The organism is Parasegetibacter sp. NRK P23 (assembly GCF_023721715.1).
Lineage (GTDB): Bacteria > Bacteroidota > Bacteroidia > Chitinophagales > Chitinophagaceae > Parasegetibacter.
On sequence record NZ_JAMDLG010000001.1, the window covers coordinates 2,713,186 to 2,725,710 of the forward strand.

11 protein-coding genes are annotated in these 12,525 nt (G+C 49.7%); 3 read left to right on the top strand and 8 right to left on the bottom strand.

Translation table 11 applies throughout. The features are described from left to right. Window positions 1-12: 12 nt before the first annotated feature. The 3 genes from trpS to M4J38_RS11150 all read right to left on the bottom strand — a co-directional run bounded on the left by trpS (window position 13) and on the right by M4J38_RS11150 (window position 3,593). Window positions 13-1,011, bottom strand: coding sequence for a tryptophan--tRNA ligase (trpS, locus tag M4J38_RS11140; RefSeq protein WP_251759653.1), 999 nt, complete (start codon window positions 1,009-1,011; stop codon window positions 13-15). A 22-nt stretch (window positions 1,012-1,033) separates the two neighbouring features. Further along, the gene (locus tag M4J38_RS11145; RefSeq protein ID WP_251759655.1) at window positions 1,034-2,005 is read right to left on the bottom strand and encodes an ROK family protein; all 972 of its coding nucleotides are present in this window, start codon (window positions 2,003-2,005) and stop codon (window positions 1,034-1,036) included. A gap of 70 nt (window positions 2,006-2,075) precedes the next feature. Then, window positions 2,076-3,593 (bottom strand): MFS transporter, encoded by a 1,518-nt coding sequence (locus tag M4J38_RS11150; RefSeq protein ID WP_251759656.1) that lies wholly within the window; start codon window positions 3,591-3,593, stop codon window positions 2,076-2,078. Between the two features lie 282 nt (window positions 3,594-3,875). Here M4J38_RS11150 and M4J38_RS11155 point away from each other — a divergent pair, with 282 nt between their 5' ends. Next, entirely contained in the window at window positions 3,876-5,186 is a 1,311-nt protein-coding gene (locus tag M4J38_RS11155) for a sugar MFS transporter (RefSeq protein ID WP_251759657.1), read from the top strand. Between the two features lie 119 nt (window positions 5,187-5,305). Here M4J38_RS11155 and M4J38_RS11160 read toward each other — a convergent pair whose 3' ends face one another. Genes M4J38_RS11160 through lepB form a run of 3 tightly spaced genes read right to left on the bottom strand, consistent with a single transcriptional unit; the run spans window position 5,306 to window position 7,826 of the window. Next, a complete protein-coding gene (locus M4J38_RS11160; RefSeq protein ID WP_251759658.1) occupies window positions 5,306-5,797 on the bottom strand; it encodes a YkgJ family cysteine cluster protein in 492 nt (163 codons plus the stop codon). Continuing rightward, complete coding sequence (locus M4J38_RS11165; RefSeq protein ID WP_251759659.1) at window positions 5,798-6,283, bottom strand: cytidine deaminase; 486 nt, start codon at window positions 6,281-6,283, stop codon at window positions 5,798-5,800. Window positions 6,284-6,314: 31 nt separating this feature from the next. Beyond that, entirely contained in the window at window positions 6,315-7,826 is a 1,512-nt protein-coding gene (gene lepB / locus M4J38_RS11170; RefSeq protein WP_251759660.1) for a signal peptidase I, read from the bottom strand. A 119-nt stretch (window positions 7,827-7,945) separates the two neighbouring features. Here lepB and M4J38_RS11175 point away from each other — a divergent pair, with 119 nt between their 5' ends. Beyond that, a complete protein-coding gene (locus M4J38_RS11175) occupies window positions 7,946-8,824 on the top strand; it encodes a MerR family transcriptional regulator (protein ID WP_251759661.1) in 879 nt (292 codons plus the stop codon). Window positions 8,825-8,832: 8 nt separating this feature from the next. Here the strand turns inward: M4J38_RS11175 and M4J38_RS11180 are convergent, their stop codons facing one another. Continuing rightward, on the bottom strand, window positions 8,833-9,993 hold the full coding sequence (locus tag M4J38_RS11180; protein ID WP_251759662.1) for a sigma-54 dependent transcriptional regulator: 1,161 nt from the start codon (window positions 9,991-9,993) through the stop codon (window positions 8,833-8,835). 281 nt (window positions 9,994-10,274) lie between these two features. On the opposite strand from M4J38_RS11180, the gene M4J38_RS11185 reads away from it, so the two are divergent. Then, window positions 10,275-10,424, top strand: a complete 150-nt coding sequence (locus M4J38_RS11185; RefSeq protein ID WP_251759664.1) for a hypothetical protein — start codon at window positions 10,275-10,277, stop codon at window positions 10,422-10,424. Between the two features lie 3 nt (window positions 10,425-10,427). Here the strand turns inward: M4J38_RS11185 and M4J38_RS11190 are convergent, their stop codons facing one another. Next, window positions 10,428-12,461 carry a TonB-dependent receptor gene (locus tag M4J38_RS11190; RefSeq protein ID WP_251759665.1) on the bottom strand — a complete coding sequence of 678 codons (2,034 nt, stop codon included), beginning with the start codon at window positions 12,459-12,461 and terminating at the stop codon, window positions 10,428-10,430. Window positions 12,462-12,525 lie beyond the last annotated feature (64 nt).

The window sequence follows — 12,525 nt, forward strand, 5'->3', positions numbered from 1 at the left end:
GCGTGGGAAGGATCAGAAGTATTTAAGGCCCATATGCTCCCTCACCAGCGCCAGCGTTGCTCCGGCGCTTTTCCGCGCTTTTTCCGCCCCTGTTTGCATTACCTCGGCCAGGTATTTTTCATCGGCATAAATGGCCGCGGCCTTTTCTCTGATGGGCGCTATAAAAGCCACCATATCTTCCGCCATCTGCTTTTTCATATCACCGTACCGGATGGTGCAGTTGTTGTAATCCGCTTCAAACTGGTCCACGGTCTCTTTTTTAGAAACGAGGCGCATCAGTTGGAAGAGGTTTTCAATATAGTCAGGCTTATCACTGTTCGGTTCGGTTGGCCCGGAGTCGCTTTTTGCTTTCATCACTTTTTTGCGGATCAGTTCATCATCATCGGCGAGGTAAAGCGTGGCCATCTGGTTTTCGCTTTTGCTCATCTTGCCGGCGCCATCCAGGCTGGGTACTTTCACCAGACTTTCTCCGAAGTTGAATGCAACGGGTTCAGGAAAAACATCACCATAACGGTGGTTAAAACGCTGGGCGAAGTTGCGGGCCATTTCAAGGTGTTGCTCCTGGTCTTTACCAACGGGCACCTTAAAGGCACGGTGCACGAGGATATCCGCGGCCATCAATACCGGATACGTCAGCAAACCCGCGTTCACGTTCTGCGGTTGTAACCGCACCTTATCTTTAAAAGTAGTTGTTTTTTCCAGCTCGCCTTTATAAGCGAGCATGTTCAACAGCATATAGAGTTCGGCGATCTCCGGCACATGACTTTGCACGTACAGGCATGCTTTTTCAGGATCGAGTCCACACGCGATGTTCTCCGCGAGTACGCGCAGCACACTGTTGCGCAGCTCTTTCGTGTCCGGATGAGTGGTAAGTGCATGCCAGTCGGCTACAAAAAAATAGCAATCGAAATCATCCTGCATGCGCACGTAGTTGCGCATGGCGCCGAAATAGTTTCCCAGGTGCAGGAAACCCGTGGAGCGTATACCGCTCAATACAACCTCTTTCTGCATAGGGCGCGAAGATACTGATTCATCATTTCAATTCCCAAACAAGGGCGCTGGCGCCCAGCACGGCGGCATCGGATTCTTTCAGTTCAGAGATGATGAGTTTTACCTTATTGCGGAAGATGGGCAGCAGGTCTTCTTCCATGTATTTGCGTACCGGTTTCAGCAACAGGTCGCCGGCCTTGGTAAGGCCCCCGAACAGGATCACCGCTTCGGGACTGGAGAACATCACGAAATTGGCGAGCGCTCTTCCAAGTATCTCACCGGTAAAGGCGTATACATCGTTAGCGATTTTGTCTCCTTTAACGGCAGCTTCGTATACAAGGCGGGCATCAATCTCTTCGGGTTTATAGGCCCGGAGCAGACTATCTTCTTCGGGACGGTTTTCGAGGAATTCCCTGGCGGTAACCGTAACGCCGGTGGCGGAGGTATAGGCTTCAAGAGAGCCGTGCGCCCCTGTTCCCCAGTGTTTTCTTCCCCCGGGAATAATGATGGTATGTCCCAGTTCTCCCGCGAACCCATCGTGCCCGTAAATCAGGTGGCCGTTGGCCACGATACCGCTTCCTACGCCTGTTCCGAGGGTAATCATGATAAAATCCTTCATGCCCCTGGCGGCTCCGTACATCATTTCTCCCACGGCGGCGGCGTTGGCATCGTTGGTGAGCGCGGCGGGTAAGGCGAACTTCTTCGTGACGATGTCGGCCATATGAATTTTCCCTTTCCACACCAGGTTGGGCGCATCTTCAATGGTTCCGGTATAATAATTCCCGTTGGGCGCGCCGATACCGATTCCACGGAAGGCGGCAATCCCCCCGGCCTCATCAATGGCGGGCAGCAGCGCCTCATACAATTCATCAATAAAAGCTTCCGGCGTACCGTGTTTGCGCGAAGAGATCACGCCTCTGTATAATATTTCACCGCGGTGGTTCACGATACCATACTTCGTGGTCGTGCCCCCGATATCTATCCCGATGCCCAGTTGCGGATTGATTGTACTCATACGAACTATTGAAAATGCGTTGAAAACGCATAGTTATTACAGAATTCCTTTCTTCCCAAAAAAAATCACCTTAATGTCCTTTTCCACTTACGGATGGCGCGTTGGCGGCATCGTAATCGATCCCCTGCGTCTTCAGGATGCCCTTCACTTTCCAGGCGTAGAAAGCCAGGTAAAGGAAACATGCCGCCCCCACAAGATACGACCATTTGATCCCCAGAATAGCGTCATCGGCCACCACACCCTGCAACACACTGATGAAGCCGCCACCCATGATCATCATAATAAGGAAACTACTGCCCTGGTTGGTATGTTTGCCGAGACCAGCCACGGCCAGCGTGAAGATGCAGGGCCAGAGCGTACTGCAGAACAAACCTACGCTTATAAACGCATACACGCTTACCATCCCGCCCGTGAGCATGCCCACGAACAATGCAATGGTGCCCATGATCGAGAAAAGCAGCAGCATGCGCGCCGGATTGCCCTTGCTTAAAATATCCCCGGCAATCATAGCGAGGATCACGAAACCGTATACATAAAAGCTGGATACATCGTGTTTGGCGATGGTATTCACCAGCAGGAAAATGGCGAATGCCAGGTAAGGCATGAAGAAACCCAGGATTTTTTTGGTACCCGCACTTACATCGAAAGCACCAACGGCTCCCGTCCAGCGGCCAATCATCAAACTGGCCCAATACAGGGAGATGAAGGGCGCGTTCATGTCATCTGTGAAAGGCAATGCGCCGGGAAGGTTGAGCGATTTCAATACATATTTCCCATCGAGTACAGCAATCTGCTGACGCAGGTATTCCGGCAGGTTGCTGGCCGTGGCCACTTCCACGCCTACGTACACGAAGATGGCGATCATGCCCATCCAGAGCTGGGGGTAACCGATAGCTGATTTCTTATGCAGGATTTTTTCGTCGTTGATGGCTTCATCTTCCGCCACTTCTTCCAGGTCAATCTTATTGGGGATGGAAGAGAGCTTAAAGAAGACGGCCACCAGTATAAATGCCGCACCGAGTATCAGGTAGGGCACTTTTACACTTTCTATGCTGGCCTCCGTATTGGCGCCGGTCACACTGCCGAAGATGGCGAAACTCACCAGCAGCGGTCCGATGGTGGTACCGAAATTGTTCACCCCTCCGGCCATGGTGAGACGCTGGGAGCCTGTTTTCGGATCACCGATCACAATGGCGAGCGGGTTGGCCGCGATCTGTTGCAGGGAGAAACCGAGCGCTACTACAAAAAGCCCGGTAATCATCAGCGCAAAAGAGGAATTATTGGCCGCGGGATAAAACAACAATGTTCCGATCGCCGAAATGATCAGGCCGATCGCGATACCGTTTTTATACCCTACTTTATTCAGAAAATCACCACCCATCGCCTTGGAAATACCCAGGTAAATAATTGATCCAACGGTATAAGCCACGTAGAACGCGAAGGCCACCAACTGGCTCTGCCATTGCTCCAGGTTGAACTTACTTTTGAAAACGGGGATGAGAATATCGTTGCTGGCGGCCACGAAGCCCCAGAAAAAAAATACGGAAATCAGGGTTCCGAACTGTGACCATTTTGTTGGAGCGTTCATACGCAAGCTTTTGTTGGTTGGTTGAATTTGGTTGATATTTGAGTTTTCGTTGCCGCGAAGTTAAGCGTTGTACCGCATCGTTTTGTAACGTTCGCGTGCGCAATTTGGGAAAATTCATCCCAATTAACTTCAATATTTACAATCCGTTAGGAATTACACTTTCTACACCTGAAGCGTTTCCCGCTCCCATGGCGGGTTGCAAGACAATCGTTTGTGGGATTTTGCAGGTTTTGACCGGAAAATGCGGATTCTTGTTTATGTTCGGGAAAATTTTCGAAATCAATGTCAACTATTACTTCAACTGCTCCCGTTTCCATGACGGGTGAGAAGAAAAGCAATTTGCTGCCGATGCTGATGATCGGCGCCTTGTTTTTCATTTTCGGATTTGTAACCTGGGCCAACAGCACGCTGATCCCCTTCCTTAAGCTGGCCTGCGGCCTGGAATCCGACTTACAGGCGTTCCTGGTTACCTTCGCCTCTTACATGGCTTATTTTTTCCTGGCGCTGCCTTCTTCCTGGCTGCTCAAAAAAATGGGATTCAAGAATGGCATCGTAGTGGGCCTTCTGATCCTCGCGCTGGGCTCACTGATCTTCCTGCCCGCCGCCGATTCCCGCGCATTCGGTATGTTTCTGACCGGACTTTTCGTACAGGGCGCGGCATTGTCCCTGCTACAAACCGCCTCTAACCCATACATCAGCATTATCGGCCCCATTGAAAGCGCGGCCAAAAGGATCAGTATCATGGGACTGTGCAACAAATTCGCCGGCATGATCGTGCCAATCGTGATGGGCACCTTGTTCCTTAAAAATTCTGAAGCGATAGAAGCCAAGATCAATAATGCCGCCACTACGGTTGCGGAAAGAGAAGCGCTGCTGAACGAAGTGGTTGGTCGCGTAAACACCCCCTATATTGTACTCGCGATACTGTTCGCGGCCTTTGCATTAGTGGTAAAACTTTCCAAACTCCCCGAAATCAATGTGGATGCCGAAGAACCGGTTGATCCAACCGCTGCCGTAAAAACTACCAAAACCAGCATATTCCAGTTTCCACACCTTTTTCTCGGCGCATTCTGCATATTCGTATATGTGGCCGCTGAAGTGATGGCGGGAGATATTATCGGCACGTACGGAAAAGAACTCGGCATCAGCGCCGACATCGCCAAGTACTTTACCACCCTCACTTTGGGCGGTATGATGGCCGGTTATGCCATAGGCATTGTAACCATTCCGAAATACATTACACAACAGGCTGCCTTGCGCATCTGCGCCATCCTCGGCATCATTTTCACCATTGGCGCCTTTCTTACCAGCGGTTATACTTCCGTGATATTCGTGGCTTTGCTGGGACTCGCCAACTCCCTGATGTGGCCCGCCATTTTCCCGCTGGGCATCAAAGATCTCGGCAGGTTCACCAAAACAGGATCAGCCATTATGGTAATGGGTATCGCAGGTGGCGCCATCTGGCCGCTGCTGTATGGTTTCCTGAAAGATGAAGCCGGTGTAAATTTTCAACTGGCTTTCTTTATAAGTATTCTCCCCTGCTATTTGTATATACTATACTTTGCTGTGAAAGGGCATAAGATCAGAAAGTAGTTCACCGCATTCCAGCAAACAATCAGACTACCCGTTGCGCCGTAGCGTCGTTGCGACAGATTTCTTCAAATACTTTTCTCGCAACGACGCTACGGCGCAACGCTTTTTGAAGGGAGCACTTACTGAGTGGTTAATGTCTCCATCACATAAAACACCGCGGGACACACCGTTGTATTCTTCAGCGTTAACGCAGGACGTTTCACCAATACATCTTCATCCGTATATGGATACCTGGCGCAATCCGAAGGACGATCTTCATAAATCGAACAGGCATTATCATCGCCAATGAACGGGCACGGACTGCTTTTCACCACATAATCCCCATCTTCATCCAAACGAAGGTAGGTATCGATGAATGCAGATTCCTTCATACGGAGGCGTTTTGAAATCCTCTTGATGTCCGGAGTCTTAAAGCGGGGAGAATAATTTCTGCAGCAGCGGGCGCAAGCGAGACAATTGATTTTACTGAAAGCCTCCTCGTGCAGATCGGGCAGTTCCTTCATCACCTTTTTCACATTCGCACGTTGCAGCCATTGCTTGTAACGTTTCGCATGTTCAGCCGCCGTTTTCTCCCAGGAGGCAGGCAAAGGATATGGATGCTCCTGCGCCATCTACAACAGGTTTTCGGAAGTAAAACTTAACGGGAGCAAACTGCCGGCACTTTCAATCACGATCACCTCCCCTTCCATGCCACCCAATATCAGTTTGATGGGATGTTTGCGGCGTTGTTCAAACTCCTGTAAAGACTGCCGGCAAATACCACAGGGAGAGATGGGCCGGTTGCTTTCGCCATTGTTGTTGAAATAGCTGATAGCAATGGCCTCAATGGCAACATTGGGATACAATGAAGTAGCGGCCGAAAGCAATACCCGTTCAGCACACAGTCCAACGGGAAACGAGGCGTTTTCCTGATTCGACCCTGCCACCACTTCCCCATTGGCAAGCAATGCCATAGCACCTACCTGGAACCGTGAGTAGGGCGCGTAAGCCTGGTCGGTTACTTCCCGCGCCTCGTTCAGCAACCACGCGTAGCGCTCCGGCAATTCGTTGGCGGAGCTGTAAACGGTGTAGGTGAATTCCTGTTTTTTTTGCTGCACGGCGCGGTTTTATATTGAATCCGGAAGAAAATTATTTGATGCTCCTGAATAACCTGTTCCAACGGGGACCATTCTCCCAACTGAACCAGATCAAGGAAGCCTTACCCACAATATGGTCCTCCGGCACAAATCCCCAGTACCTTGAATCGGCTGAGTTGTGGCGGTTATCCCCCATCATCCAGTAATAATTCATGTTGAAGGTATAGGAAGATGCGGGTTGGTTATTGATGTAAATCTGCCCATTGCGCATATCAATGGACTGTCCCTCGTATACGCGGATTGCTCTTTCATAGATGCTGTAATTCTGCGCGTTCAACGGCATCGCGGTTCCTTTCTTCGGAAGGATCACCGGGCCGAAATCGTCCTGGCTCCAGTTGTGCAGGGTATCGAACGGGAAGATGTAACCGCCCTCATCCTTCGCCACCTGTATGCTGGTAACGGCACCGCTTTTCTCCAGTTTCGCCTTTGCTTCCGCGGTGAGCAACATCCTGAAAAGACCGGGCTGCTCCAGTTTCGTAAACTCTGAAGCATCGTTCATGTCCACATCGTATTCACTTTGCATCACTTCCTCATCCAAAGGCTGCCCCTTCGTTTGCACGTAATAAGGCATTTCAGAATGGATGGGCACATCGTTCACTTTTCCATTCACCCATACCACGCCGTTCTTTATTTCAAGCGTATCTCCCGCAATGGCCACACAGCGTTTAATGAAGTTCTCTCTTTTATCTACGGGGCGCACCACCAGCGGAAAATCATCTTCCCGGCGGAATACTTCCTCCCTGCCGATTTGCCGCACCACATCATAATACGTGATGGCGGATTGGAACTCATCTTTATTGATCACAGTATCACCTACGGGGAAATTGAATACCACCACATCGTTCCTTTTTACCGGGCTTTCGAACCAACGGATATAAGGGAGTTTTATCCATTCGAGGTAGGACTTACCTTTGGTAACGGGCATGGTATGGTGCACGAAAGGCATGGCCAGTGGCGTATTGGGAATACGGGGACCATAAGCCGTTTTGCTCACAAAAAGAAAATCGTTCACCAATAAAGTTTTTTCCATGGAAGGCGTGGGAATGGTATACGCTTCAAAAATAAACGTACGGATAAGCGTGGCTGCTACAATTGCGAAAACACCCGCATCCACCCATTCCCGTGTGGTCGATTTCTTATACAGCTTTACCTTTTCGGGACCGATAAAACGCGCATGTTGATTGGTGCCGATCACATTCATATACAAACCCAGTGTAAGCACAATGAGCGCGTGTTCCCAAAAGGCAAACCGGCCATAGGCTTTCACAAATTCAATATAGATACCGAAGGTAATGAACCAGCCCACTACCGGGATCAGTTGCCAGTACACCCAGTGTTTCTGCCGTCCCGCCACCTGGAGCATCGTGTAGGTATTGTAGAAAGGAACGAAAGCTTTCCAACCTTTCTCCCCCGCTTTTTCAAACATCTTTGACACCCCGAAAGCCGGCAGCAACCAGATCAGCAGCGAAATAAAAATAATGACCAGCAAATGATCAATAGCCATGAGTATTCTATTTTTGAATCGTACAAAAGTACCATATTAAACCCGGTAGTACTATTCCGGCGCACAAAGTTTTCTTAAAAATGCACCGAAAATGTACAAAATTTGTATAAAGGTGCTGCATGCATAGTTTTACCATTCGCGACATAGAAAACCTCACCGGCATAAAAGCGCATACCCTGCGTATTTGGGAACAGCGGTATGGCCTGTGTCCTGCCCGGCGCCGCGACAGCAATCACAGGTTCTACGATAACGACGACCTGAAACGCATCCTGCGGGTGAACGTGCTGTATAAGCAGGGCTTCAAGATATCAAGGATCGCGGCTATGGAAGACGAGGAAATATTGGGCGCCATCAGTCGGCTCAATGGATCGGACCAATACGAATCGGTGATCAACCAACTTATCGAATGCAGTATAGACTTTGAAGAAACCCGGTTCAACATGATCGTGCACCGGGTGATCGCGCACATGGGGCTGGAAAAATCATTGCGATATGTGTTGTTTCCCTTCCTCGAACGGATTGGACTGCTTTGGCTGACGAACCATGTAATCCCGGCGCAGGAACATTTTGTGAGCTACCTGATCCAAAAGAAGATCATCACCGCTATAGATGGACTGGACCAGCCCACGCCAAAGGAAAACACCAATGTATTGTTGTTTACACCCGAAGGTGAAGAACATGAAATACCGTTATTACTCACCCATTACCTCCTGAAAAAAAACGGCATCCCTTCGGTGTATTTCGGGAAGAATGTTTCGGTGGAATCACTGAAAACATATTGCGAGCAGAAAAAGATCAGCCATCTTTACCTGCATGTGCTGACCCATTTTTCAGAAGGAAGCCTGGAAGAATACCTCCGGAAATTGTGCGCCACATTCCCGGATATACAAATCGTGATGGCAGGTGAACCGGCAACCCAAATAGACTTTTCACTTCCGAACCTCAGAACGATTTCCAGGGAAGAGATTCCGGTGTTCGCGGGGAACCCCGGAATCTGACCGATTATTTAACGGGGAGAAACATAACTTTTCACATCCTCTTCCGTGATGGTTTTGCCCGAAAGAATGATCAGGCGTTCCACCACATTGCGGAGTTCCCTGATGTTGCCGGACCAATTGTACTCCTGCAACCCTTTGATGGCGCCTTCATCGATAGACTTTTTAGAAATGCCGTAATCTACACAAATATCGGCCAGGAAACGGTCTACCAGCAACGGAATATCAGGCCTTCTTTCATTCAAAGAAGGCACATGAATCAATATCACACTCAGCCGGTGGTATAGGTCGAGGCGGAAGTTTTTATCTTCCACTTCCTTCAGCAAATCCTTATTGGTAGCGGCGATCACGCGCACATCCACGCTGATGTCTTTATCGGCGCCTACCCTCGTAATTTTTCCTTCCTGGAGGGCACGGAGCACTTTAGCCTGGGCGCTGAGGCTCATGTCCCCAATTTCATCGAGGAATAAAGTTCCGCCGTTGGCCTGTTCGAATTTTCCGATTCGCTGTTTGATGGCGGACGTGAAGGAACCTTTTTCGTGGCCGAACAATTCGCTTTCGATAAGTTCGGTTGGGATGGCCGCGCAGTTTACTTCCACCAGCGGGCCGGTGGCGCGGTTACTCTTCTCATGTATCCAGCGGGCCACGAGTTCTTTTCCCACACCGTTTTCTCCGGTAATGAGCACACGTGCCTCGGTGGGCGCCACTTTTTCGATGGTATCTTTAATTTTCCTGATCGGTTCAGATTCCCCGATCATCTCCTGCACCTTGCTTACCTTTCTTTTCAGCACTTTGGTTTCCGTAACCAGCGAGGTTTTATCGAGGGCGTTCCTGATGGTAATCAGCAACCGGTTCAGGTCCGGTGGTTTGGAGATATAATCGAAAGCCCCTTTTTTAACGGCTTCCACAGCGGTTTCGATGGTTCCGTGTCCGGAGATCATGATCACGGGCACATCCGCATTGATCTCTCCGGCTTTGTCGAGGAATTCGATCCCGTCCATTTTCGGCATTTTGATGTCACAAAGCACTACATCGTAAGTTTTCTCCTTGAACAGCCGGAGTCCTTCTTCGCCGTCGGCGGCTTCATCGATCTTATACCCTTCATAGGAAAGAATTTCACCCAGCGTTTTACGGATCGCCTTTTCGTCGTCGATGATCAAAATGCTTGACATATTGGTAGTTTAGTGGTTTCCCGCACCGTTTCGGGAGGGATTATACTGTAAATTAATCGTTTATTCTCCAAATTGGAGAAGGTTGCTTTGCGTTTTCAAAAAAAGTGCCAGGTATTGGTGGCACCGCTGTAGCGGCAGCTCCGTGTCTGGTGAAAACACCGAACGCACATCGGGGAAAATCCCGCTTGCCCAGGGTGTTTTTACATTCCCGCCGAACCTGTATTTCCCCTATTGCACGAGCCGGACCGGATGCTTAATTTTAAACAACAAAATCCAATTCTATGCAAACAAGCAATGCCCTTGAACAAGAACACCATCCTTCGGGCTGGACCATGTTCTCACGACTCTTCGTGCTGGCCGCCGCCATGATGGCCCTTAGTTACGGACTCATCATGAGCACCCTGACCGTTCATAAATGGCTAACGCAATAGCGTTTACCATGTAACGTGAACGCCTGTTTCAATGCTGCGCCGCGGAGCAGCGTTGTAATACCTTCTCCCTACGGCGTTCAGGTCGTTACCCAGGCTGTATTTTTCATCCAGCAGGTTGTCGCCAGAAACAAAAAAGACAATATCGGTTCTTTTTATGGGCAGCGTTTTCTCCAAACGCGCCTGTACCAGGAAATAGGGCGCGGCACGTTCATTGCCCGCGTCATTCAATGGAATGGCGGCACAATGGTAGCCGTTCAGGAAAAAACGCCATTGCCCCGGTACATTCAGGTTAACGCCTGAAGAAATAGTATGCGCAGGAATCCCGGTCACTTTGTTTCCTGAAAAATCATCGTTACCCGTTTTGTAATCGAGGAAACGGAAATCGTACCACGACACACTTCCCCACCAGTTCAGTGCATTCCGCTCCGCGCTTCCCTTTACCAGGACGGCATCCCATTCCAGTTCAAGTCCCTGCTGTTTTGTTTCACCGGCATTCACGAAATACTCTCCGCCATTCGCGGCGATTCTTCTAACAATGGTTTCCTGTAGTCCGAACCTGAACACATTCGCGGCAATCCGGACATTTTCTTTCCGGTTCCTGAAACGAATCCCCAACTCCCGGTTCCAGCCGTATTCCGGCTGAAGCTCCATGCGCAGACTGCCATCTGATGGCCGCACTTCTGCCGTGCTCGGAGCGGAAAACCCTTTGCCCAGCACAGCATATAAAGACCATTGCGAAGCAATGCTCCGTTGGATGGAGAGCCGTGGCAGCAATTGGGGATCATTATTTTTAGTTTGGAAGCGTGGGTCCGTTTCCGTTAATCTTTTCACTCCATAACCCTGGAAATTGTAACTAAGCCCAGCCTGGAGGTTCCAGTTTTTTCTCCATTGGAAAACACCCTGCACAAAGGGAAACAGGTACCAGGTACGCAAACGGTCATCATACATCATTGTTCCCTTTTCACCACTGTTGTTTTCGAAATTCGCCACCTGAGCTGCCAGGTAGCCGTATTCCGCACCGCCTTCAAGTTGCATTACCGTTTCACCTGCACTCCTTTTAAACACCGATTGGTACCTGCCTGTAAAACCAGGCTCTTCTCTTTCTTCAAAATTCGTAATGAACGGATTTCTGAAATTCGTGTAAGCCGTTGTAAGTCCCAACTGATGCTCCCACTCTGCGGAAGGGGCATAACGTACAGCCGCACCCGCAAAAACAGTTTTATTATAGATGCCGGCATCCTGTTCCACTGCGCCCGGAACCACTGCAGTGGCGGGCCTTGCCGCTTTAGGGTTGGCTTCAAACTGTGCGGAGGTAAGTCCACCTGGCGTTTGATAGTACATATCGCTGGCCAGCAACAACCAGTTTGTTTTCCATTTCCCTTGTTCGTGCACACCCTGCAATTGAATATTCGTCCTCCGCATCCTGCTGTGTTCACGGTATCCATCGGCCTGCCGGTGTTGTGCCATCACCTTAAAGCCATGGTTTCCTTTATGGAACTCCTTTCCTGCCCCTATTGAAAAACTGCCATAACTACCGCCCGTTACAGTGGCGTAGCCGGATTCATTTCGCATTTTGTCTTCCATCAGCACCACACCACCAGTGCCGGATCCATACAAACTTCCTCCCGGTCCTTTCAACACTTCCATGCCACTGAGTGAATTTCTGTCGATCAGGTTGAAATAAGTATTTCCTCCGGCATCCGTAAACGGAAGCCCGTTCCAGTACATTTTAATATTACGCACACCAAACGGGGAGCGCAACAAACTTCCGCGGATAGAGAGCCTGTAACTGCCGGGGGTCCGTTCTTCCATCCTCACGCCGGCCACGGCATTCATGACGGGAACCAATGATGGCACTCCGAACCGCGCCTTCGTTTCTTCATTGATTACTGAAACGGTCGCGGGCAAGGAAAAAGCCGGTTGTAAAAGATTGAACGCACGAACCTCAATATGTTCAAGGAGTTTTACTGAATCCTTTTGAGCGAATGCGTGGTAAAAAAAAGACAGCAGGAGAACGCAGAAAAAAGTTTTTTTCATGGAGCCAAAGATATAACGATTCCAATGCAATGTTCGGGCCTTACTATTCAACTACTTCAGCAGG

Bases quoted from the DNA above. Each gene is read 5' to 3' on its own strand.
- M4J38_RS11190 (WP_251759665.1), bottom strand. From the start codon at position 12,461: ATGAAAAAAACTTTTTTCTGCGTTCTCCTGCTGTCTTTTTTTTACCAC.
- M4J38_RS11160 (WP_251759658.1), bottom strand. From the start codon at position 5,797: ATGGCGCAGGAGCATCCATATCCTTTGCCTGCCTCCTGGGAGAAAACG.
- M4J38_RS11180 (WP_251759662.1), bottom strand. From the start codon at position 9,993: ATGTCAAGCATTTTGATCATCGACGACGAAAAGGCGATCCGTAAAACG.
- M4J38_RS11150 (WP_251759656.1), bottom strand. From the start codon at position 3,593: ATGAACGCTCCAACAAAATGGTCACAGTTCGGAACCCTGATTTCCGTA.
- M4J38_RS11175 (WP_251759661.1), top strand. From the start codon at position 7,946: ATGCATAGTTTTACCATTCGCGACATAGAAAACCTCACCGGCATAAAA.
- M4J38_RS11155 (WP_251759657.1), top strand. From the start codon at position 3,876: ATGTCAACTATTACTTCAACTGCTCCCGTTTCCATGACGGGTGAGAAG.
- M4J38_RS11145 (WP_251759655.1), bottom strand. From the start codon at position 2,005: ATGAGTACAATCAATCCGCAACTGGGCATCGGGATAGATATCGGGGGC.
- M4J38_RS11185 (WP_251759664.1), top strand. From the start codon at position 10,275: ATGCAAACAAGCAATGCCCTTGAACAAGAACACCATCCTTCGGGCTGG.
- trpS (WP_251759653.1), bottom strand. From the start codon at position 1,011: ATGCAGAAAGAGGTTGTATTGAGCGGTATACGCTCCACGGGTTTCCTG.
- lepB (WP_251759660.1), bottom strand. From the start codon at position 7,826: ATGGCTATTGATCATTTGCTGGTCATTATTTTTATTTCGCTGCTGATC.